The sequence below is a fragment of the Actinacidiphila sp. bgisy160 genome (assembly GCF_965342435.1).
Lineage (GTDB): Bacteria > Actinomycetota > Actinomycetes > Streptomycetales > Streptomycetaceae > Actinacidiphila.
In genome coordinates this window covers 39138-59913 of record NZ_CBDRCM010000046.1, presented here as the reverse complement: position 1 = coordinate 59913, position 20776 = coordinate 39138, and the positions used below count along the sequence as shown (strand labels likewise).

Below are 20776 nucleotides of genomic sequence, written 5' to 3'. Positions count from 1 at the left end.
TCGCCGGTTCCGGCCGGGGCTTCCGGGCGCAGCCACACGCAGGTGTCCCGGGGCAGCCGGCCGTCCTCGGTGAGCGGGCCGCTGGCCAGCAGGAGCTGCCGGTGCGCGGGGAGCGGGGCGGGCTCCGCGGACAGGTTGAGCACGCAGGCGAATCCGCCCTCGCGGCGGAAGGCGAGCACGTCGCCGGGACCGTCGAGCCATTCCATCGGGCCCTCGCCGAGGCCGGGTTCGGCGCGGCGGAGCCCCAGTGCCGCCCGGTACAGGCTCAGCATGGAGCCGGGGTCGGCCTCCTGCGCCTCGGCGGTGTAGCGCACCCAGTCCGCCGGCTGCGGCAGCCAGGGGTGGTCGCCCCCGAAGCCGTACGGCGGCGCGTCCCCGGACCAGGGCAGCGGCACCCGGCAGCCGTCACGGCCCGGGTCGGTGCCGCCGGAGCGGAAGTACATCGGGTCCTGCAGCAGTTCGGCCGGGATGTCCTCGACCTCGGGCAGCCCCAGTTCCTCGCCCTGGTAGAGGTAGACCGAGCCGGGCAGGGCCAGCGTGAGCAGGGCGGCGGCGCGGGCCCGCCGGGTGCCGAGCTCCAGGTCCGTGGGGATGCCGTGGGCCTTGGCGGCGAACGCGAAGCCGGTGTCACGGCGGCCGTAGCGGGTGACGGTGCGAGTGACGTCGTGGTTGGCCAGCACCCAGGTCGCCGGCGCCCCGACCGGGGCGTGCGCGGCCAGGGTCGCGTCGATGGAGGCGCGCAGCCGCGCCGGTTCCCAGGGGCAGGCCAGGAAGTCGAAGTTGAAGGCGGTGTGCAGTTCGTCGGGACGCAGGTAGCGCGCGAAGCGCTCGGTGTCCGGCAGCCACACCTCGCCGATCAGCACGCCCTCGTAGGAGTCGGCGACCGCGCGCCAGGAACGGTAGATGTCGTGCAGTTCGTCGCGGTCGATGTAGGGATGCGGGTCGGTGCCCTCCACGAAGTCGGGCAGGTCCGGGTCCTTGGCGACCATGGCCGCCGAGTCGATGCGCACCCCGGCCACGCCGCGGTCGAACCAGAAGCGAAGGACGTCCTCGTGCTCCCGCCGCACGGCGGGGTGGGCCCAGTTGAGGTCGGGCTGCTCCGGGGCGAACAGGTGCAGGTACCAGTCGCCGTCCGGGAGCCGGGTCCAGGCGGGGCCGCCGAACTGGGAGCGCCAGCCGTTGGGGGGCAGCTCGCCGTCCTCGCCGCGGCCGGTGCGGAAGTGGAACAGCTTGCGCTCGGCGCTGCCGGGCCCGGCCTCGAGGGCCGCCCGGAACCAGACGTGCTGATCGGAGACGTGGTTGGGGACGATGTCGATGATGGTGCGGATGCCGAGGGCGCGCGCCTCGGCGATCAGCTTCTCGGCCTCGGCCAGGGTCCCGAAGGCCGGGTCGATGGCCCGGTAGTCGGCGACGTCGTAGCCGCCGTCGGCCATCGGCGAGGGGTACCAGGGGTTGAACCAGAGCGCGTCCACGCCCAGCGCGGCCAGGTACGGCAGTCTGGACCGCACTCCGGCGAGGTCTCCGGTACCGTCCGCGTCTCCGTCGGCGAAGCTGCGTGCGTACACCTGGTAGATGGCGGCGCCGCGCCACCACGCGTCGGTGGCCTCGGCCGGGTGGATGTCTGCCACGTGACTGGTCCTTTCGGGCAGCTGGGACCGCGCCGCCCGCCCCGCGGCGGGCGGCGTGGTGCTGGACGGGTGCGGCTGGAGGCCGTCGGGGCCGGGTCTCAGCCCTTGAGGCCGCCGGCGGTGAGACCGCTCATGATGTTGCGCTGGAAGATCAGGAAGATCAGCAGGGTGGGCACCGAGGCCATCGCGATGGCCGCGAGCAGCCAGTTCTCCGGCACCCCGCTGGCGAGCGAGTAGATGCCGACATTGAGCGTCTGCTTCGTCGGGTCGGGCAGGGTGAGCATCGGCCAGAGGAAGTCCTTCCACACCCCGACGACCGCGAATATGGAGACCACTCCGAGGATGGGGCGGGAGATCGGCAGGACCACCGACCACAGGCTGCGCATCGGGGAGGCCCCGTCGATCGCGGAGGCGTCCAGCAGTTCCCGCGGCACCGAGTCGAAGAACCGCTTCAGCAGGAAGATGTTGAAGGCGTTGGTGACCGCCGGCAGCCAGATCACCCAGGGCGAGTTGAGCAGGTTGCGCTCGACGATCGGAACGTCCTGGACGGTCAGGTACTGCGGTACGACCAGGACGGTGGCCGGGATCATCAGCGTGGCGAGCATCATCCCGAGGATCAGGTTGCCCAGCACCGGACGGAGCTTGGACAGGGAGTAGGCGGCCGCCACGTCGAACACCAGCTGGAAGGCGAGCGCCCCGAAGGCGTACCAGAGGGTGTTCAGAAGCAGGTGGGACAGGTCCATCACCCCCCAGGCGCTCGTGTAGTTCTCGGGGTGGAGGGCCTGCGGGAAGGCGGTGGGCGGGATCCGCGCGAACTCCTCGGTGGACTTCAGGCCGTTGGCGGCCATCCAGTACAGCGGGCCGAGGAAGACCAGCGTGAAGGCGACCAGTACCAGGGCGAGCACGCTCCGGTAGACGACCTTGCCGCGGCGGCTTGCCAGCTGGGTCGGCGAAATCAGCGTTCGGGTGCTGCTGCTCATCGGTCGGCTCCCCGCCCTACTCGCCCGCGGCGCGGCTGAGCCGCACGTACCCGGCGGAGAAGACCGCCAGGAGTACGAGCAGGACCAGGCCGAGCGCCGCGGCGCCGCCGTAGTTGTTGAAGTTGAAGGCGTACTGGTAGATCAGGTAGACGACGGTGAGGGTGGAGCCCTCCGGGCCGGCCCCGCCGGTCAGCAGGTAGGGCTCGGTGAAGACCTGCATCGTGGCGATGATCTGCATGAGCAGCATCAGCGAGAGGATCAGCCGGGTCTGCGGGATCGTCACGTGCCAGATCTTGCGCAGGAGCCCGGCGCCGTCGAGTTCGGCGGCCTCGTAGAGCTCGCCGGGGATGCCCTGGAGGGCGGCCAGGTAGATCAGGGTGGCGCCGCCCATGTTCATCCACGTGGCGGCGATGACCACCGACAGCATCGAGGTGCCGGTGGACTGCAGCCACTGCTGCTGGGGGAGGTGGAGCACCTCCAGGATGCGGTTGAACAGGCCGTACTCGGGGTTGTAGAGGTTCTTGAAGAGCAGCACCGAGGCCACCGGCGGCAGCATCACCGGCAGGTACACCAGCAGCCTGAGGTAGCCCCGCGCGTGCCGCAGTTCGTTGAGCAGCAGGGCGACAAGGAACGGCACCGCGAAGCCGAGCAGCAGGGCCAGGCCGGTGTACAGCAGGGTGTTGCGCCAGGCCTGCCAGAACGCCGGGTCGTGGAAGACGTAGTTCAGGTTCGACCAGCCGGCCCAGGTGGTGTTCCCGTCCTGGGTCTTCTGGAAGGCCAGCAGGACCTCCCGGACCATCGGGTACCAGGAGAAGAACGCGAAGCAGAGCACGGCGCCGATCAGGAAGCCGTGCGCGGTGAGGTTGCGGCGCAGGGCGCGGCCGGCCCGCCCCGGACGGCGGCCGTCCGGGGCGGGGCGGCGCACCGTACGGCGCGACCGGCTCTTCGCGGGAGTGCTGGTGGGCAGAGTGGGGGCGCTGGGGGCCGACATCGTCGCTCCTGGGTGCCGGGTGCCGAGGGGCCTGGGCTACTGATTGGCGAGGACCTGGTTGACCTGGTTCTCCGCGGTGGACAGCAGCTTGGCGGCGTCCGCGTTCTTGTTGGTCAGGACGCCGGACATCACGTTGTCCAGGACCTTGTAGATCTCCTGGGCCTTCGGCGGCTCGGCCTTGCCGGGAACCGGGTTGTCCATGAAGGCGCGGAAGTTCTCGACCGGCATGGTGGCGCTGGCGGCCTTCAGCTGGTCGTCCTTGGTCTTGCTGGCACCGGTGAAGAAGGCCGGCTGGGGCAGTCCGACGGGGAGGCCGTCCGCCTTGCTGCGGGCGTAGTCGAACTGGCCCGCGCCGGGGGTGAGGGTCTTGAAGTTCAGCCAGGCGATCGCGGCCTTGATCTTGTCGGGCGAGCTGCCCTTCTTGATCATGTAGTCGTTGCCGCCGAAGAGGGTGGCCTTGCCGCCGGGGATCGGGCCCATGCCGAAGTTGGCGTAGTCGGCGCCGAGCTGCTGGACCATGTACGTGATGTCGTCGGGCGCGGCCAGGAACATGCCGAGCTTGTCGGCGGCCATCTGCTTCTGCAGGTCGCCCCACTTCAGCAGCTGGGTCTGGCCCATGCTGTTGTCGGTCCAGCGCATGTCGTGCAGGTTCTGCACGATCTCCTTGCCGAGGTCGGTGTTGAAGGCCGCCTTGGTGCCGTCGGCGGACACGACGTCGCCGCCGAGGCCGTACATCGTCGCGGTGTAGTGCCAGCCGCCGGTGTTCTGCGCGCTGTACTCGCCATAGCCCGATACGCCCTTGCCCAGGCCCGCGATGGCCTTCGCCGCGCTGCGCACCTCGTCCCAGGTGGCCGGGGGCTTGTTGGGGTCGAGGCCGGCCTGGGTGAAGAGCTTGCGGTTGATGAGCAGGCCCATGCGGTAGTTGCTGGTGGGCAGGCCGTACAGCTTGCCGTCCTTCTTCAGCACGTCGAGCACGTTGGAGTCGATGTCCGCGAGCGCCGGAACGGTCTTGTCGGTGACGTACGCGCTGATGTCCTCGGCGCCGTTGTTGTCGAGCACTTGCTGCAGGTCGGTGAAGTACGTGTAGAACACATCCGGTTGGGACTTGGCCTTCAGCGCGGCCGTGAAGCGGGCCGGCTCCTCGCACTGACCGGGCGTCGACTTACCGTCGATCGTCACGTTCGGGTACTTCTTGTTGAAGGCGGCGACGTCCTCCTTCCACTCCTTGAGCTCCGCCTTCTTCGCGGCCGGCGGCATGCAGTCGATGGTGAGCGTGACCTTGGCCTTGGGGTCCAGCGGGGCGGTGGGATCGGACGAACCGCCGCCCGCGTTGTCGTCGTTGTCCGCGCTGCTGCTGGTGCCGCAGGCGGTCAGGACGGCCAGGGCCAGCGCGGAGACGAGCGTGGCCGCGGAGGCACGGCGGGCGGGGCGGAACCAGGAGCTTCTCATCGGTGGTCCCCTTCGGGCATGAGCGTGGAAGCCCCCGACCACACGCAGCGGGGGCGTCGCACACTCAAGCACCGCAAACAGATGTCCGCAATATCTCGCGCAGATATCGCAAAAGATTGACGGCCTTGCGCAGCTCGCCAACGAAGGCCGTGAACCCCGGGGCCGAGGCGGGAAGTCCGAGGCCGCAAACGCGGACCGGGCGCTTCCGACGTCGTCGGGAACCGCCCGTCCGCGGGGCGCGCGGCCGCTCAGCCGCGCACGGGCCCTGTCGTCCCGCGGACGACCAGCTCGGGCTCGTACAGCAGCTCGTCGGAGGCCACCTGCTTGCCCGCGATCTTCAGCGCGAGCAGCTCGACGGCCGTGCGGCCCATCGCCTCGATGGGCTGCCGCACCGTGGTCAGCGGCGGGTCGGTGCAGGTCATGAACGCCGAGTCGTCGTAGCCCACCACGGACACGTCGCCCGGCACGGAAAGCCCCAGCCGGCGTGCCGCCCGCACAGCACCCAGCGCCATCGGGTCGTTGGCGCAGATGATCCCGGTGACCCCGCGCTCCCAGAGCTTGGCGGCCGCGGCCTGGCCGCCCTCCAGCGTGAACATCGCCCGCCCGACGTGCTCGTCCGGCAGCGACCCGCCGCCCGCGGCGGCCGCCGCCCGCGCCGCGGTGAGCTTGCGCCGCGACGGCATGTGGTCGGTGGGCCCGAGCAGCAGGCCGATCCGCTCGTGGCCGAGCGAGGCCAGGTGCCGCCAGGCCTGCTCCACGGCGACCGCGTCGTCGCAGGACACCCGGGGAAAGCCGAGGTCCTCGATGGCGGCGTTGATCAGCACCACCGGCAGGTTGCGCTCGGCCAGCAGGCGGTAGTGGTCGTGCGGTGCGTCCGCCTGCGCGTACAGGCCGCCGGCGAAGACCACGCCGGAGACGTGCTGTTGCAGCAGGAGCGAGACGTAGTCCGCCTCCGACACCCCGCCCGCGGTCTGTGTGCACAGCACCGGCGTCAGGCCCTGCTGGGCGAGCGCCGCGCCCACGATGTCGGCGAAGGCCGGGAAGATCGGGTTCTGCAGCTCCGGCAGCACCAGCCCGACCAGCCGGGCACGGTTGCCCCGCAGCTGCGTCGGCCGCTCGTACCCCAGCACGTCGAGCGCCGTGAGCACCGCCTGCCGGGTGCCCTCCGACACCCCCGGCTTCCCGTTCAGCACACGGCTGACGGTGGCCTCACTGACCCCGACCTTCTTCGCTACTTCGGCAAGCCGTCGCGTCATGAGCGCAAGCATACGACACGGTGTGCAAGTGGTTTGCGTTCTTGCGCAAGTCCGTCGGGACCAGGGAGACGCGAGCGGCCCGCCAGGACTGCTGGGGCGCCAGTGCCGCCTCGCCTCCTACCTGCGTCGATACAGCAGGCACCCCTGTCCTGAATGGCACGCTTCACGGCCCTCCGCGGCGGGTGACACCCGGCACCACGGCGCAGGACGACTTCGCCTCGTCGGCACCGGCGCGACGGCCCCGCAGCGCGAACCGCGACCCGAGCCGGAGGGGCTGGAGGGCCGGGGGGTGACGTACAAGGTTAGGCTTGCCTTCATGAGCACCTGCACAACAGCGTCCAGCTCACTGGCGGAGCCCGTCGCCGCGACGGCGGCCACCGCGCGGACCTGGCTACTGCTGGAGCAGCCGGGGCCGTGGGGCCCCAAGGCGCTGACCCAGAGCCATCTTGATCCGCGGGTGGGCAGGGCGCTGGAGCGGGCCGCGGCCGGGACCGGGGTGCGGGTCGGCCTGATCCGCCGGCCCGGGCGGCACGCGGACCGGCACGAGGTACGACGCCGCGCGGCCTACCTGGCGCATACGACGCCGGGTGGCTCCTGGGTGCGGGACGCGGTCCTGGAGGATCCGGGCGCCCTGCTGGGCCTGGACTTCGAGGCGCTGGGCCGCGGCGACCACCGCGGCTTCGGGATGCCGTACGAGGGCGACCCGCTCGCCCTCGTCTGCACCAACGGCAAGCGCGACCGCTGCTGCGCCCTCAACGGCCGCCCGCTCGCCGCCGAGCTGGCCGCCTCGGGCCTCGGCGAGGTGTGGGAGGTGACCCACCTGGGCGGACACCGGTTCTCGCCGACGATGCTGGTGCTGCCGTACGGCTACGCCTACGGCCGGGTCGACGCCGGGCTGGCCCGCCGGGTGCTGACGGCCGCCCGCGAGGGCGACATGGTGCTGGAGGGCTGCCGCGGGCGTTCCGCGTGGGAGCGCCCGGGCCAGGCCGCCGAACTGGCCGTTCGGCGGCTGACCGGCGAACTGTGCGCCGACGCGCTGACCGTGGACGGTGAGCACGGCACCCGCGTGCGGCACCTCGACGGCCGGGCCTGGGACGTCGAGGTGACGCCGGTCGCGGCGGAGCCGCCCCGGCCCGAGAGCTGCGGGGCGGCCCTGGGGGCGCCGCTGCGGATGGAGATCAGCGGTATTCAGCCGGCGCTCTTGACGAACTCCGTCGTGTAGGTCTTGCTCAGGTCCACCTTGGTGTTCTGCAGGTTGGGGTTGAACGCCTTGAGGACCCGCTCCACCGTCTCGGGGCCGCCCTCGGGCATCACGCCGTCCTTGGTGAACATCGGCAGCGTGCTCTCGATCGCCTCCACATAGAGGTCCTTCCCGCCGCCCTGCGCGTAGTCGGAGGGCATCTTCGCCGCGATCTCCGCGGCGCTGTGCGTCGACATCCACCGCAGCGTCTTCACGAAGGCGTTCGCGAGCTTCTGGACGGTCTCCTTGTGGCTGTTCACCCACTCCGTCTGCATGTAGAGGCTGGAGGACGGGTAGAGCCCGCCGAGCGCCTGCCGGGAGCCCTCCGGTGTGCGCATGTCGATGAGCACCTTGCCGAGCCCCTTGTCCAGGATCGTGGCCACGGTCGGGTCCGTGGTCATGCCGCCCTGGATCGAGCCCTGCTCCATGGCGGAGATGAAGGTCTGGCCCGCGCCGACCGCGACCGGGGTGAACTCGCTGGTCTTGACGCCGTTGCTGACGGCGAGGTACTTGGTGAGGAAGTCCGTGGACGAGCCGATGCCCGTCACGCCCATCTTCTTGCCCTTGAAGTCCTTGGCACTGGTGAGGTCGCCGGCCGCCGCGTTGGAGACGATCTCCACCTCGCCGGGAGCCTGCGAGAACTGCACCACGGACTCCACCTGCTTGCCCTTCACCTGCAGGTCGAGCGTGTGGTCGTAGAAGCCGACGGTGCCCTGCACGTCGCCGGAGACGAGTGCGGTCTCGGCCTGCACGCCGGCCGGCTCGGTGAGCAACTCGACGTCCAGGCCCTCGGCCTTGAAGTAGCCGAGCCGCTCGGTGAGCATCGCGGGCAGGTAGATGACCTTGTCCAGGCCGCCGACCATGATCTTGACCCTGTCACCCTTGCCGCCGGAGGCGGAGGCGGTGGAGTCGCCGCCGCAGGCGGTGAGCGTGGTGAGGGCGACGGCGGAGGCGGCGACGGCGGCCGCGGCCCTGAGGGTTGCGCGCATCTGGTTCACGTCCTTGTGAAGGGGGTGGGCGGGAGACGGTGGCGGGTCAGCGGGCGGAGCCGGCCTCGGCCGGCTTCCAGCGGAAGAGCCGCTTCTCCAGGAAGGTCAGCAGGCCCTCGGCGAGCAACGCGACGACCGCGAGGATCGCCATCGCGGCGTACACGCCGGCCGAGTTGAAGGTGCCCTGCGAGGCCGCGACCAGCAGGCCGAGGCCCTTGGTGGCGCCGATGTACTCGCCGACGATGGCGCCGATGAGGGCGAAGCCGAAGCTCACGTGGAGGCTGGTGAAGATCCAGGAGGTGGCCGAGGGAATGACGACCTGCAAGGTGACCTGACGGTCGCGGGCGCCCAGGATGCGGGAGTTGGCCACCAGGTTGCGGTCGACCTCCCGGGCGCCCTGGAAGGCGTTGAAGAAGACCGGGAAGAAGACCAGCACGACGGCGGAGGCCACCTTGGAGGCCGGGCCGAGTCCGAACCAGATCAGGAAGATCGGCGCGAGCACGATCCGCGGCAGCGCGTTGAGCACCTTGATGTACGGGCCGAGCACGTCGGCGAGGAAACGGACCCGCCCCAGGGCGATGCCGAGCACCACACCCGCGACGACGCCGATGACCCAGCCGAGCAGGGCCTCGTAGAGCGTGTACCAGATCTGTTCCCACAACGTGCCCTGCGCGGTGCCGTCCACGGCCCAGGTGCGGATCTGCTCCCAGATCCTCGACGGCATCGAGAAGTGGAAGGGGTCGATGACCCCGGCCCTGGCCAGCCACTCCCACAGCCCCAGGACGACGGCCAGCAGCAGGACGCGACTGCCGTGGACGAGGTAGCCCCTGTTGCGGGCGGCGCGGGCGCGGGAGCGCGCGCGGTCGGTGCCCGCAGGGTCCAAGGTGGCGGCGGCCGGGGAGGCCGCCACGGTCTCAGGCGACATCGGCCGCACCCCTCTCGCGGGTGATGCGGACCTCTTCGCCGAGCGAGGCCCAGATCTCCCGGTAGATCTCGATGAACCGCGGCTCCAGCCGCACGGACTCGACCTTGCGCGGGCGCGGCAGGTCGATCTCGAAGACCTCCTTGACCGTGGCCGGCCCGGCGGTCATGACGACGACCTTGTCGGCGAGGGCGATGGACTCCTCCAGGTCGTGGGTGACGAAGACGACCGAGGCGCCCGTGCCGGCCCACAGCTCCAGCAGCTCGTCCGACATCAGCGCGCGGGTCTGCACGTCGAGCGCGGAGAAGGGCTCGTCCATGAGCAGGATCTCGGGGTCGTTGACGAAGGTGGCGGCCAGGGCGACACGCTTGCGCTGGCCGCCCGACAGCTGATGCGGGTAGCGGTCCTCGAAGGCGGACAGGCCGACGCGGGCGAGCCACTCGCGGGCCCTCTCCCGGGCCTCGGTCTTGGGCACGCCCCGGAAGCGAGGGCCGGCCATGACGTTGGACAGCACGGTCCGCCAGGGGAAGACGGCATCCTGCTGGAAGACGAAACCGACCTTGTCGCCGATGCCGCGCACCGGCTCGCCGGCGACGAGCACCTCGCCCTCGGTGGGTTCCTCCAGCCCGCTGACCAGGGTCAACGTCGTGGACTTGCCGCAGCCGGTCGGGCCCACGACGGCCACGAACTCCCCGCGCCCGATGGTCAGGTCGAGGTCTCGCACGGCGGTGTGCAGGGCCCCGGACGGGGTCCGGAACGCTTTGCTCGCACCCCGCAGTTCGATGGCGGGGCTGGTGTGTGTGCTCATGGGCCGGGACGGTAGGTGTGGCCCGGGTCACCGCGGCACCCTTGCGGTCACAACTCCTCCTTGTGCCCACAACCCCCTGTTCTGCTCGTTTTGCTCGCGCTACAACAACGAAAGGGCCACGGGGGCTGGGCAGCGGGCCCCGGACGCGTTTACGTTGCGTTCACAGCAGGGCAAACGGACGAGCGAATTCCGCAAGGGCGCGGGACACCGGGAAGGGCAGGGGTGACGTTCATGCGCATCCGCTGGCCCCGCCGTGTCTTCGCGCAAGTGCTGCTCGTCCAGGTGGTGCTCACCACCGGCGTGATCACCCTGGCCACCGGGCTCTTCCTCGCCCCGCTCAGCTCCCAGCTGGACCAGCAGGCGATGCGGCAGGCGCTGTCGATCGCCCAGACCACCGCCGCCACCCCGGGTCTCGCCCACGACCTGCTCACCACCCGGCCGAGCGTCTCCGGCCCGGTGCAGGAGGAGGCCGAGCGGATCCGCCGTGCCACCGGCGCCCTGTACATCGTCGTCATGGACACCCGGGGCGTGCGCTGGTCGCACACGGACGTCACCCAGATCGGCCGGCACGTCTCCACCGACCCGAGCGTGGCCCTGTCGGGGCGCGAGATCATGCAGATCGACCGGGGCACCCTCGGGCGCTCCGCGCGCGCCAAGGTGCCGCTGCACGGGACCGACGGGAGGATCGTGGGCGCCGTGTCGGTGGGCATCGCGTACGACAGCGTCCGGGAGCGACTGCTGGCCACGGTGCCGGTGCTGCTGCTGTACGCGGGCGCAGCCCTGGGGGTCGGCGTCCTCGCGGCGCTGCTGGTGTCACGGCGGCTGCAGCGCAAGACGCACGGTCTGGCCTTCGCCGACATCTCAGCTCTGCTCGACGAGCGCGAGGCGATGCTGCACGGCATCCGTGAGGGCGTCATCGCCCTGGACGCCCAGGGCAGGGTGCGGCTGCTCAACGACGAGGCGCAGCGGCTGCTCGGCCTCGGCCCGGACGCCGCGGGCCGCGCGCTGGACGAGGTGCTGCCCGCCGGTCGGACGACCGATGTGCTGGCCGGCCGCGTGGCGGGCACCGACCTGCTGACCGTCAGCGGGGCGCGGGTGCTGGTCGCCAACCGGATGCCGACCGGGGACGGCGGGGCGGTGGCCACCTTGCGGGACCGCACCGAACTGGAGCGGCTGGGCCGGGAGCTGGACAGCACGCACGGCCTGCTGGACGCGCTGCGGGCCCAGGACCACGAGCACGCCAACCGGCTGCACACCCTGCTGGGGCTGCTCGAACTCGGCCTGTACGACGAGGCGGTGGACTTCGTCGGCGAGGTCGCCGACGCCCAGCGGGCCTCCGCGGAGCAGGTCGCGGAACGCGTCAGGGACCCGCTGGTGTCCGCCCTGCTGGTCGGCAAGTCGCCGATCGCCGCGGAGCGGGGCGTGACCTTGTCGGTCTCCCCCGTCACCCTGCTGCCGGACCGGGTCGTGGACCCGCGCGACCTGGTCACCGTGCTCGGCAATCTCATCGACAACGCCCTGGACGCGGCCCGATCGGTCGTCGAGGTCGAACTGCGCGCCGAGAGCACGACGGTCGTCCTGCGGGTGTCCGACGACGGTCCCGGCGTGCCGCCCGAGGCCCGTGAGCAGATCTTCGCCGAGGGCTGGACGACGAAGCAGTCTCCGGCGCACCGTGGCCGCGGGCTCGGTCTCGCCCTCGTGCGGCGGCTCGCCGAACGGTACGGCGGCATGGCCCGGGTGACCGCCCGCGCGGGCGGTGGCGCGGTCTTCACCGTCGTCCTGCCGGAGGCGCTGGCCGGCGCCGAACTCACCACGGCGGCGTCCGCCGCCTCCGCGGGGGGAGCGCGATGATCGACGTCATGGTCGTGGACGACGACTTCCGCGTCGCCGAGATCAACGCGGCGTACGTCTCCAAGGTCGCCGGTTTCCGGGTGACCGCCCGCGCCCACACCGCGGCCCAGGCGCTGGCGACACTGGAGCGCATGCACGTCGACCTCGTCCTGCTCGACCACTACCTGCCCGACGAGACCGGCCTCACCCTCGTGCGCCGCATACGGCAGCTCGGCCACACGGCGGACGTCATCATGGTGACGGCCGCCCGCGACGTGGCGACGGTGCAGGCGGCGATGCGTTTCGGCGCACTGCAGTACCTGGTCAAGCCGTTCAGCTTCGCCGGGCTGCGGGCCAAGCTGGACGCCTACGCGGCTCTGCGCCGCACGCTGGACGGCGTCGGCGGGCGCGGCGAGGCCGGCCAGGAGCAGGTGGACCGTATCTTCGGCGCGCTGCGCACGGCCGGCGCGGCGCCGGCGGAACTGCCCAAGGGGCACTCGGCTCCCACCGCCGACCTGGTGCGCAAGGTCCTCACCGAGGCCGCGCAGCCGCTCTCCGCCCACGAGGTCGCGGAACGCGCGGGCATCAGCCGCTCCACCGCGCAGCGCTACCTGAAGTTCCTGGAGCGCGAGGGCCGGATCAGCCTCACCCTCAAGTACGGCGACACCGGCCGCCCCGAGCACCGGTACGCGTGGGCCCGGACCGGCTGAAGCGGCGCGGCGGCGGGTGAGTTCATGGCTCAGCGCCCGCGCCGCCGCGCACACCACGGGCACGACGCGGTCCAGCCGCAGCCCCCGCGCGGCGACGGCGACGGAGGAGGCGGCGGCGACGGCGACGGCGACGGGTGGGCGTGCGGGCCGATCCGCGTCCCGTGGACGGGACGACGACGCAGGAGGCGCCGGCCTCGGCCGCCTCCCAGTTCACGGCGTAGCCGTGGGCGCGGGTGTGGGCGCGGACGAGGTCCAGCTGGAGCAGCCGCGGCACGACGATGGTGCGCGGGCCGCGGCGGCGCAGGCCCGCGCCGAGCACCGCGGCCAGGCCGGGCGGGGTCCCGTAGGCGAGCAGGCCTTGCCGGTGGCGGTTGCAGTGGACGGGAAGGCGGCGCCGCCGGTGCGGCGCCCCCCCGCCCGGCTCGAAGAGGGCGAGGCCGAGCCGGTAGCCGTCCGTCCCGCGCTCGACGGGGCCGACGGTGGTCAGTTCGGCGAGCGGCCGGTGCACGGCCGACGTGGGCAGGCCGGCGCGGGCGGCGAGTTCGCCGAGCGGATCTGGTCCTCGCCCGCGGCGAAGGGGCAGCGCGGCCCCGCGCGCCCGGCATCACAGGCTCTCCGTCACGGCCGCACCCTCGGCGCTCCTGCGTGCCCCTGCGAGGCCACCTCGGCCAGCAGCGGGCCGTCGAGCCCGCGGACCGCCGCGACGGTCTGCGCCAGTTCCTCCGCATCGTCCACGCGGACCGCGGGGATGCCGAAGAACCGCGCCGCCGGCCGCCAGTCGAGCTCGCCCAGGTCGAGGCCGGGGCAAGCGACGGAGGGGCTGCCGCCCCGGGCGTCGAAGGTGTCCTTCAGGGTGTGGTACTCGCCGTTGGCCATCGCCACGAAGAGGACCGGCACCCGGTGGTGCGCCGCGCTCCACAGCCCCTGCAGCCCGAACATCGCGCAGCCGTCGCCCAGGACGGCCACCGCGGGGCGTTCCGGCGCGCCGAGCCGATGGCCAACGGCCGCGCCAATGCCCCAGCCGAGGCCCCCGCCGACCGCGCGGACGAAGCCGCCCGGCCGGTGCCGGCCGAGCACGGCGCACAGGTGCCGGGTTGCCGAAGACCCGGTCCACCCCTCGTCGGCGAGGATCTCCAGCAGGGCCCGAAGGGCGGTCGTCAGCGGGGTCGCCTCTCATACGCTCATGCCACCGTCGACCGCGACGGGGGCTCCGGTGGTGGAGCTCCCGTCGTCGCCCGCGAGATGGAGCACGGTGCGGCGATCTGCTCGGGTGCCGCGTGCCGGCCGAGGGGGATCGTCGCGTCGGATGCCTTGGCCGCGTGCTCCGAAGGCTGCCCGGTGGCGGTGGCCTCGATGCGCCGCATGAACGAAGTGTCAGCGGGCCCGGATGGATGGTGCCGACGCGGGCACCCCAGACGGTGCTCTCACGTGCCGCGACGCGCATCAGCCCGGCCTGCCTCGGCGTGCTTGACGGCCGCGTAGCCGCTGATGCCGGGATCGGCGGTCAGTCCGGCGACGCCGGAGTTGACGACCAGAGCACCAGCACGACGGCGGCCGCCACCCACGGGGAGCAGCCGTCACGGATGCAGACCGCGCCGACGGTCACGCCGCGCGCGTGGACCCCGTAGACCGCGAGGTCGACCTCGCGCATGGTGAGGGCGAAGACCATGCCGGCCGCCATCAGGCCGCCATGGCGAGCGTTGTGGCGGTGCCGGTCGGGTCGACCGGGTGAGGAAGCCGGGCTCGGCGGTGGCCCACGACGAGCGCCGGCGGGACCAGCACCACTGCCACGCCTGACTCGTCGCGCAGCAGCCAACCCATACGGCTCGATGGCAAGCCGCACAGCGTGGAGGTGCCGTGGGCCTGCGGCAATCAGAGAGCTTTGCCAGGCGGAACGGGCGTCACACCGCTCCGGCCCCGGTGAGCGAACGGACCTCGACCTCGGCGAACTTGTCCTCGTCGGCGCGCTCGCGGGACAGGACCGTGCCCAGCCAGCCCGCGGCGAAGCCCAGCGGGATGGACACCAGGCCCGGGTTCTCCAGCGGGAAGAGCTGGAAGTCCACACCCGGGAACAGCGACTGCGGGCCGCCCGACACCACCGGGGAGAGCACCACCAGCGCGACCGCCGGGACGAGACCCCCATAGATCGCCCACACCGTGCCGCGCGTGGTGAACCTCCGCCAGAACAGCGTGAACAGCAGCGCGGGCAGGTTGGCGGACGCGGCCACCGAGAACGCGAGCCCCACCAGGAAGGCCACGTTCTGGCCCTGCGCGAACAGGCTCAGCGCGATGGCCACCCCGCCGATGCAGACGGCGGCCACCCGGGCCACGCGCACGTCCTGGTTCTCGGGGCGCTTGCCGCCCGACGTCGGCCGGCGGCGGCGCAGCGTCGCGTGGAGGTCGTGCGCGACCGAGGCGGACGAGGCGAGCGTGATCCCGGCGACGACGGCCAGGATCGTGGCGAACGCGACCGCTCCGACGACCGCGAAGAGCACCGTGCCGCCGGTGGAGCCCGCTCCCCCGCCCAAATCGAGGGCGAGAAGTGGCACCGCCGTGTTCCCGGCGGCATTGGAGGCGCGCACGGTATGGGAGCCGACCAGCGCCGCGGCACCGAGGCCCAGCACGATCGTCATCAGATAGAAGCCGCCGATGAGGCCGATCGCCCAGACCACGGAACGCCGTGCCGACCGGGCGGTGGGCACGGTGTAGAAGCGCGACAGGATGTGCGGCAGTCCAGCGGTGCCCAGGACGAGGGCGAGGCCGAGGCTGATGAAGTCCAGCCGGTCGGTCCAGCTCTGCCCGTACAGCATGCCGGGGCCGAGGAAGTCCCGGCCGTGGCCGCTGCCGTCGGCGGCCGAGCGCAGCAGCGATCCGATGTCACCGTGGAAGCGGACGAGGACCAGCACGGTAAGGGTCACCGTACCGCCCATGAGCAGCACGGTCTTGACGATCTGGATCCAGGTCGTGGCGCGCATGCCGCCGAAGGCGACGTAGAAGACCATGAGCGCGCCGACGCCGATGACGGTCCAGGTGCGGGCCGCCGGCCCCTGGCCGCCGAGCAGAAGGGAGACCAGGCTTCCGGCGCCGACCATCTGCGCGACGAGGTAGAGCACCGAGACGGTGACCGAGGAGGTGCCAGCGGCGATCCGGACCGGGCGCTGTCGCATGCGGGCGGTGAGGACGTCGGCGAGGGTGTAGCGGCCGCAGTTGCGGACCAGTTCGGCGACGAGCAGCAGCACGAGCAGCCAGGCGACGAGGAATCCGACGGAATAAAGCATGCCGTCGTAGCCGAAGAGCGCGATGAGCCCGGAGATGCCGAGGAAGGAGGCGGCCGACATGTAGTCGCCGGCGATGGCGAATCCGTTCTCCAGCGGGGAGAAGAGACGGCCGCCGGCGAAGAACTCCACGGACGAGCTGCGCCGCCGGCCGGCCCAGGCGGTGATGGCCAGGGTGACGGAGACGAAGACGGTGAAGAGGACCAGTGCCATGCCCTGGTGGTTGCCGGTCACCGCATCCGCTCCTGGGTGTCCCAGCGCAGGTCAAGGGCGGCCCGGTCTCGGCGCAGCCGGGCATGCCGGGCGTAGGCCCAGGTCAGGAGGAAGGTCGAGGCGAACTGGGCGAGGCCGAGGACCATGGCCACGTTGAGCTCGCCGGCCAGTGGCCGGGCCATCAGGCGCGGCGCGGCCGTCGCCAGGACGACGTAGAGCAGGTACCAGGCGAGGAAGGCGCCGGCCGCCGGGAAGACGAATCGCCGGTAACGGGAACGCACCTCCATGAAGGGGCCGCTGGCCTGCACCTCCCGGTAGACCCCGGCGTGCCCGTCGGCCGGGCGGGCCTGCGAAGGGAGGGAGACGGGCGGCGGCTCGGGTCCCTCCCACTTCCCCGCGGTCAGGACGTCGTACCAGGGGTCGTCCACCCGCAGCCCTCCGGTTTCCGCCCGGTCGTGCTCTTTCACGAACTCTCCTCGCTTCACGGGCCGATCGGCCGTGCGCCCAAGCATGGACATTGCGGGAAGATCCGGGAGCCTCCAAGCGGAATCCTTCACCTCATCGGGTGATGGTGCCCCACCCCTTGGGGTGGGGCAGCGCCGACGTCCTCCACGGGCGGGTGCCCGTGGAGGACGCCGCCGCGGGGAACCGGTCCGTCAGGCGTCGATCCGCGAACGGTCGAGCGTGGCGGCGGAGTTGGCGATGAACTCGCGGCGCGGCGCGACCTCGTTGCCCATCAGCAGGTCGAAGGCGAGCTCCGCGCCCTCCAGGTCGCTGATGTTGATCCGGCGCAGGGTGCGGTGGCGCGGGTCCATCGTGGTCTCGGCCAGCTGGTCGGCGTCCATCTCGCCCAGGCCCTTGTAGCGCTGGATGGACTCCTTGTAACGGATGCCCTTGCGCTCGAACTCCAGCAGAGTCTCGCGCAGCTCCCGGTCGGAGTACGTGTAGACGTACTTGTCCTGGCCCTTGCGGGGGTTGGTCAGCTCGACCCGGTGCAGCGGCGGCACGGCGGCGAAGACCCGGCCGGCCTCGACCATGGGTCGCATGTAGCGCTGGAAGAGCGTCAGCAGCAGACAGCGGATGTGGCTGCCGTCGACGTCGGCGTCCGTCATCATGATGATCTTGCCGTAACGGGCCTGGTCGATGTCGAACGTACGGCCCGAGCCGGCTCCTATGACCTGGATGATGGCGCCGCACTCGGCGTTCTTCAGCATGTCCGACACCGAGGACTTCTGGACGTTGAGGATCTTGCCCCGGATCGGGAGCAGCGCCTGGAATTCCGAGTTGCGTGCGAGCTTGGCGGTACCCAGCGCCGAATCACCCTCGACGATGAACAGTTCGCTGCGGTCGACGTCGTCGCTTCGGCAGTCGGCCAGCTTGGCCGGCAGCGACGAGGACTCCAGCGCGGTCTTGCGTCGCTGCGCCTCCTTGTGCTGCCGGGCGGCGATCCGGGTTCGGGCCGCGGCGACGGCCTTCTCCAGGACGGCTCGGGCCTGCTGCTTGTCGTCCCGCTTGGTGGAGGTGAGGAAGGCCTTGAGCTCGCGGGACACCACGTTGGCCACGATGCGGTTGGCCGCCGAGGTGCCCAGCACCTCCTTGGTCTGGCCCTCGAACTGCGGCTCGGCGAGACGGACCGTGACGACCGCGGTCAGCCCCTCCAGGGCGTCGTCCTTGACGATGTCGTCCTCGGCGACGCGCAGCATCTTGGTGGCGCGCAGCACCTCGTTGAACGTCCTGGTGACGGCGCCCTCGAAGCCGCGCACATGGGTGCCGCCCTTGGGGGTGGCGATGATGTTCACGAAGGAGCGCAGCGTGCTGTCGTAACCGGTGCCCCAGCGCAGGGCGACATCGACGCCGAGCTCGCGGGTGACCTCGGAGGGGGTCATGTGGCCCCGGTCGTCGAGGACGGGGACGGTCTCCTTGAATGTGCCGCTGCCGGTCAGCCGCAGCACGTCGCAGATCGGCTTGTCCGGAGTGAGGTACTCGGCGAACTCGCTGATTCCGCCGTCGAAGTGGAAGGTCTCCTCAACCGGCTTCCCGTCCTCGGAGCCGTTGTCGGGGCGCTCGTCGCGGACGACGATCGTGAGCCCGGGGACCAGGAACGCGGTCTGGCGGGCGCGCTGGTGAAGCGTCTCCAGGGAGAGCTTGGCGTCCTTGAGGAAGATCTGACGGTCCGCCCAGTAGCGAACGCGGGTGCCGGTACGGGCCCGCGGCACCTTCTTGACCTTGTCCAGCCCGTTGCCCGGCTCGAAGGGCGCCTCGGGGCCGGCCTTGGCGAAGCCGCCGGGGACGCCGCGGCGGAAGCTGATCGCGTGCGTGTGCCCGCCGCGGTCGACCTCGACGTCCAGGCGGGCGGAGAGCGCGTTGACGACGGAGGCGCCGACGCCGTGCAGACCGCCGGAGGCCGCGTAGGAGCCGCCGCCGAACTTGCCGCCGGCGTGCAGCTTGGTCATGACGACCTCGACACCGGACAGGCCGGTCTTGGGCTCGACGTCGACGGGGATGCCGCGGCCGTTGTCCCGGACCTCGACGGAGGCGTCGTCGTGGAGGATGACCTCGATGTGGTCGCAGTGCCCGCCCAGGGCCTCGTCCACCGAGTTGTCGATGATCTCCCACAGGCAGTGCATGAGGCCGCGGCTGTCGGTGGAACCGATGTACATGCCCGGGCGCTTGCGGACCGCTTCGAGGCCCTCGAGCACGAGCAGGTGTCGCGCGGTGTAGTTGGAGCCGTCACGATCTGCACCGGTCAGCAACGCGGTGGACGGCACGGATGTTTCGGCGGTCACGCGAACGTCTCCTCATGAAGTTCTTCAGCCGTATCGGTGAGAGGGTACCGAGGTCACGCACGGCCGTTTCGCCGCGACCCGGTATGGGCACCATGCTAGCCCGCTTTCGAAGACATGTTCGATCCCTCGTTTGAGTGATACACATGTCACGTTCCACTGGAGGCATGAACCATTTAGGCTCGGGGCACGTCCTCCTCAACAACCGGCCGCAGGGCCGGGGGGACGCAACCGAACAATCTGACCAGATCCGCCAGAACGACCCGAAGCCGACAGATAAGACGCCAGAGGATCATTCGCCGCCAATCGGTAGCATCCGGCCGCAACAACAACAGTTTCCAAGGAAAAGACCTGAGCGGGAACAGTTTCGGCCTGGTTGGATGTTGACCCTGGTACGACAGCTCGTCGAGCTAGAGAAGAGGCGACGTGACTACTGTTCTGACCCCCGCGAGCCCGCTGACGGCGGCGGACCGCTGCGACCGTTGCGGCGCCCAGGCATACCTGCGCGTCGTACTCATCAGTGGCGGCGAGCTGCTCTTCTGCGCGCACCATGGGCGTAAGTTCGAGCCCGAATTGAAGAAGATCGCTGCGGAAATACAGGACGAGACCGGTCGGCTCACCGCCGCCCCGGCCGTCGCGGCCGATGACGAACGCTGACGCATAGCACTGCGACGAGCTCTCACGACGGGCGGCCTCCCGTGAGGGAGGCCGCCCGTCGGCTTGTCCGCCGCGTCATGAAGAGTGCTGGCCCACCAGTCCCGCCACCGCCGAAACCCGGGTGTACACACCGGGATGGCCGGCCTGGGCGCATCCCGCGCCCCAGGACACCAGCCCTATCAGCCGCCCGCCCGCCACCAGCGGACCGCCGCTGTCCCCCTGGCACGAGTCGTGCCCGCCGGCCAGGTCGCCGGCGCAGACCATGCCGTTCTTCTGGTACTTGCCTTCCACACTGCCCGGATACGCCTGCTCACAGACCGAGTCGTCGAGCACCGAGACGTTCGCCGCCATCAGGACGTTCGAGTAGGTCCCCAGGCCCGCCGTGTCCCCCCAGCCGAAGACCTGCGCCGGCGTGCCCGCCTCGTAGGAACCCAGGTCCCCGGGTGCCGCCATGGGTATCGTGCTTCCGGCGGGAAACGGCTCCGCGGTCGTCACGACCGCGACGTCGCCGCTGTTGGTCGTGGGATCGTACGCGGGATTGACCCAGACCCGGCGGACCGCCACCTCCCTGCCCGCGGAGCCGGCGAGATCCGTCCGCCCGGCGATGACACGAAGGTCGGACACCTGGTTCCAGTCCCCGCCCAGCGCGGTCGGGCTGAAGCAGTGCGCCGCGCTGACCACGGTGTTCGGCCCGACGAGCGCTCCGCCGCAGAACTGCCCCGAGCGGCCCGTGCCGTAGCGGGACCGGCTCGACAGGACCACCGCCCACGGGTACTGCTCCGTGGTGACCGGCGTGCCGCCTATGACACCGTTGTCGGCGCCCGGGGCCACCGGAGCGTACGCCAACACCGCGGCGGTGGCGGAAGCCGGTAGCGACAGCGCGAGCGCGGACCCGGCTATGAGCCCGCCGATCAGCGTGCGGATCGAGGAACGCATGCATTCTCCTCACCATCCGGAATGCCCTGAGCACCCACAGTGACCTGACAGGGCGGGGGTCGCATCCGGAGAACTGTCCGGAAAGGCCGATGGGCCCGCGACCGCCGTG

General features: G+C 71.3%; 21 protein-coding genes. 4 read left to right on the top strand and 17 right to left on the bottom strand.

Features of this window, described 5'->3' with window-relative positions:
* The 5 genes from ACRWNP_RS28395 to ACRWNP_RS28375 all read right to left on the bottom strand — a co-directional run.
* Positions 1 to 1628 (bottom strand): glycoside hydrolase family 13 protein (locus ACRWNP_RS28395; protein ID WP_431966257.1); only part of this gene is annotated, 1628 nt, incomplete at its 3' end.
* Between the two features lie 98 nt (positions 1629 to 1726).
* Complete coding sequence (locus ACRWNP_RS28390) at positions 1727 to 2608, bottom strand: carbohydrate ABC transporter permease (protein WP_431966255.1); 882 nt, start codon at positions 2606 to 2608, stop codon at positions 1727 to 1729.
* 16 nt (positions 2609 to 2624) lie between these two features.
* Positions 2625 to 3599, bottom strand: coding sequence for a carbohydrate ABC transporter permease (locus tag ACRWNP_RS28385; protein ID WP_431966253.1), 975 nt, complete (start codon positions 3597 to 3599; stop codon positions 2625 to 2627).
* A gap of 36 nt (positions 3600 to 3635) precedes the next feature.
* The gene (locus tag ACRWNP_RS28380; RefSeq protein WP_431966251.1) at positions 3636 to 5048 is read right to left on the bottom strand and encodes an extracellular solute-binding protein; all 1413 of its coding nucleotides are present in this window, start codon (positions 5046 to 5048) and stop codon (positions 3636 to 3638) included.
* A gap of 248 nt (positions 5049 to 5296) precedes the next feature.
* Positions 5297 to 6304, bottom strand: coding sequence for a LacI family DNA-binding transcriptional regulator (locus ACRWNP_RS28375; RefSeq protein ID WP_431966249.1), 1008 nt, complete (start codon positions 6302 to 6304; stop codon positions 5297 to 5299).
* Positions 6305 to 6620: 316 nt separating this feature from the next.
* Here ACRWNP_RS28375 and ACRWNP_RS28370 point away from each other — a divergent pair, with 316 nt between their 5' ends.
* The gene (locus tag ACRWNP_RS28370; protein ID WP_431966247.1) at positions 6621 to 7526 is read left to right on the top strand and encodes a sucrase ferredoxin; all 906 of its coding nucleotides are present in this window, start codon (positions 6621 to 6623) and stop codon (positions 7524 to 7526) included.
* Here ACRWNP_RS28370 and ACRWNP_RS28365 read toward each other — a convergent pair.
* The 3 genes from ACRWNP_RS28365 to ACRWNP_RS28355 are packed head-to-tail and all read right to left on the bottom strand — an operon-like array spanning position 7493 to position 10263.
* Positions 7493 to 8533 carry an ABC transporter substrate-binding protein gene (locus ACRWNP_RS28365; protein ID WP_431966245.1) on the bottom strand — a complete coding sequence of 347 codons (1041 nt, stop codon included), beginning with the start codon at positions 8531 to 8533 and terminating at the stop codon, positions 7493 to 7495. The two genes, ACRWNP_RS28370 and ACRWNP_RS28365, sit on opposite strands and share 34 nt — an antisense overlap.
* A 46-nt stretch (positions 8534 to 8579) precedes the next feature.
* Complete coding sequence (locus ACRWNP_RS28360; protein WP_431966243.1) at positions 8580 to 9458, bottom strand: ABC transporter permease; 879 nt, start codon at positions 9456 to 9458, stop codon at positions 8580 to 8582.
* The gene (locus ACRWNP_RS28355; RefSeq protein ID WP_431966241.1) at positions 9448 to 10263 is read right to left on the bottom strand and encodes an ABC transporter ATP-binding protein; all 816 of its coding nucleotides are present in this window, start codon (positions 10261 to 10263) and stop codon (positions 9448 to 9450) included. The genes ACRWNP_RS28360 and ACRWNP_RS28355 overlap by 11 nt, the downstream gene beginning before the upstream one ends.
* A gap of 231 nt (positions 10264 to 10494) precedes the next feature.
* On the opposite strand from ACRWNP_RS28355, the gene ACRWNP_RS28350 reads away from it, so the two are divergent.
* Together ACRWNP_RS28350 and ACRWNP_RS28345 are read left to right on the top strand one after the other, a co-directional pair.
* Positions 10495 to 12114, top strand: coding sequence for an ATP-binding protein (locus tag ACRWNP_RS28350; RefSeq protein WP_431966239.1), 1620 nt, complete (start codon positions 10495 to 10497; stop codon positions 12112 to 12114).
* Positions 12111 to 12803, top strand: a complete 693-nt coding sequence (locus tag ACRWNP_RS28345; protein WP_431966237.1) for a response regulator — start codon at positions 12111 to 12113, stop codon at positions 12801 to 12803. Before ACRWNP_RS28350 ends, ACRWNP_RS28345 begins: the two co-directional genes overlap by 4 nt.
* A 22-nt stretch (positions 12804 to 12825) precedes the next feature.
* Here the strand turns inward: ACRWNP_RS28345 and ACRWNP_RS28340 are convergent, their stop codons facing one another.
* From ACRWNP_RS28340 to ACRWNP_RS28305, 8 genes are all read right to left on the bottom strand, one after another.
* The gene (locus ACRWNP_RS28340; RefSeq protein ID WP_431966261.1) at positions 12826 to 13386 is read right to left on the bottom strand and encodes an IclR family transcriptional regulator domain-containing protein; all 561 of its coding nucleotides are present in this window, start codon (positions 13384 to 13386) and stop codon (positions 12826 to 12828) included.
* Between the two features lie 35 nt (positions 13387 to 13421).
* Entirely contained in the window at positions 13422 to 13880 is a 459-nt protein-coding gene (locus ACRWNP_RS28335; protein WP_431966235.1) for a thiamine pyrophosphate-dependent enzyme, read from the bottom strand.
* Between the two features lie 104 nt (positions 13881 to 13984).
* Positions 13985 to 14167: a hypothetical protein gene (locus ACRWNP_RS28330; protein WP_431966233.1), complete on the bottom strand. Its 183-nt coding sequence runs from the start codon at positions 14165 to 14167 to the stop codon at positions 13985 to 13987.
* A gap of 140 nt (positions 14168 to 14307) precedes the next feature.
* Positions 14308 to 14484, bottom strand: a complete 177-nt coding sequence (locus ACRWNP_RS28325; RefSeq protein ID WP_431966231.1) for a hypothetical protein — start codon at positions 14482 to 14484, stop codon at positions 14308 to 14310.
* The gene (locus ACRWNP_RS28320; protein WP_431966229.1) at positions 14484 to 14639 is read right to left on the bottom strand and encodes a hypothetical protein; all 156 of its coding nucleotides are present in this window, start codon (positions 14637 to 14639) and stop codon (positions 14484 to 14486) included. The genes ACRWNP_RS28325 and ACRWNP_RS28320 overlap by 1 nt, the downstream gene beginning before the upstream one ends.
* A 65-nt stretch (positions 14640 to 14704) precedes the next feature.
* Complete coding sequence (locus tag ACRWNP_RS28315) at positions 14705 to 16312, bottom strand: solute symporter family protein (protein WP_431966227.1); 1608 nt, start codon at positions 16310 to 16312, stop codon at positions 14705 to 14707.
* Positions 16309 to 16758 (bottom strand): DUF485 domain-containing protein, encoded by a 450-nt coding sequence (locus ACRWNP_RS28310; RefSeq protein ID WP_431966225.1) that lies wholly within the window; start codon positions 16756 to 16758, stop codon positions 16309 to 16311. Before ACRWNP_RS28310 ends, ACRWNP_RS28315 begins: the two co-directional genes overlap by 4 nt.
* A gap of 189 nt (positions 16759 to 16947) precedes the next feature.
* The gene (locus tag ACRWNP_RS28305; protein WP_431966223.1) at positions 16948 to 19077 is read right to left on the bottom strand and encodes a DNA gyrase/topoisomerase IV subunit B; all 2130 of its coding nucleotides are present in this window, start codon (positions 19075 to 19077) and stop codon (positions 16948 to 16950) included.
* Positions 19078 to 19500: 423 nt separating this feature from the next.
* Here ACRWNP_RS28305 and ACRWNP_RS28300 point away from each other — a divergent pair, with 423 nt between their 5' ends.
* Positions 19501 to 19731: a DUF7455 domain-containing protein gene (locus ACRWNP_RS28300; protein WP_431966221.1), complete on the top strand. Its 231-nt coding sequence runs from the start codon at positions 19501 to 19503 to the stop codon at positions 19729 to 19731.
* 75 nt (positions 19732 to 19806) lie between these two features.
* On the opposite strand, the gene ACRWNP_RS28295 is transcribed toward ACRWNP_RS28300, so the two are convergent.
* A complete protein-coding gene (locus tag ACRWNP_RS28295; RefSeq protein WP_431966219.1) occupies positions 19807 to 20667 on the bottom strand; it encodes a S1 family peptidase in 861 nt (286 codons plus the stop codon).
* Positions 20668 to 20776 lie beyond the last annotated feature (109 nt).

Excerpts from the sequence above, each read along its gene's own strand:
- ACRWNP_RS28390 (WP_431966255.1), bottom strand. The coding sequence starts at position 2,608 with ATGAGCAGCAGCACCCGAACGCTGATTTCGCCGACCCAGCTGGCAAGC.
- ACRWNP_RS28385 (WP_431966253.1), bottom strand. The coding sequence starts at position 3,599 with ATGTCGGCCCCCAGCGCCCCCACTCTGCCCACCAGCACTCCCGCGAAG.
- ACRWNP_RS28380 (WP_431966251.1), bottom strand. The coding sequence starts at position 5,048 with ATGAGAAGCTCCTGGTTCCGCCCCGCCCGCCGTGCCTCCGCGGCCACG.
- ACRWNP_RS28375 (WP_431966249.1), bottom strand. The coding sequence starts at position 6,304 with ATGACGCGACGGCTTGCCGAAGTAGCGAAGAAGGTCGGGGTCAGTGAG.
- ACRWNP_RS28370 (WP_431966247.1), top strand. The coding sequence starts at position 6,621 with ATGAGCACCTGCACAACAGCGTCCAGCTCACTGGCGGAGCCCGTCGCC.
- ACRWNP_RS28365 (WP_431966245.1), bottom strand. The coding sequence starts at position 8,533 with ATGCGCGCAACCCTCAGGGCCGCGGCCGCCGTCGCCGCCTCCGCCGTC.
- ACRWNP_RS28360 (WP_431966243.1), bottom strand. The coding sequence starts at position 9,458 with ATGTCGCCTGAGACCGTGGCGGCCTCCCCGGCCGCCGCCACCTTGGAC.
- ACRWNP_RS28355 (WP_431966241.1), bottom strand. The coding sequence starts at position 10,263 with ATGAGCACACACACCAGCCCCGCCATCGAACTGCGGGGTGCGAGCAAA.
- ACRWNP_RS28350 (WP_431966239.1), top strand. The coding sequence starts at position 10,495 with ATGCGCATCCGCTGGCCCCGCCGTGTCTTCGCGCAAGTGCTGCTCGTC.
- ACRWNP_RS28345 (WP_431966237.1), top strand. The coding sequence starts at position 12,111 with ATGATCGACGTCATGGTCGTGGACGACGACTTCCGCGTCGCCGAGATC.
- ACRWNP_RS28330 (WP_431966233.1), bottom strand. The coding sequence starts at position 14,167 with ATGCGGCGCATCGAGGCCACCGCCACCGGGCAGCCTTCGGAGCACGCG.
- ACRWNP_RS28325 (WP_431966231.1), bottom strand. The coding sequence starts at position 14,484 with ATGGCGGCCGGCATGGTCTTCGCCCTCACCATGCGCGAGGTCGACCTC.
- ACRWNP_RS28295 (WP_431966219.1), bottom strand. The coding sequence starts at position 20,667 with ATGCGTTCCTCGATCCGCACGCTGATCGGCGGGCTCATAGCCGGGTCC.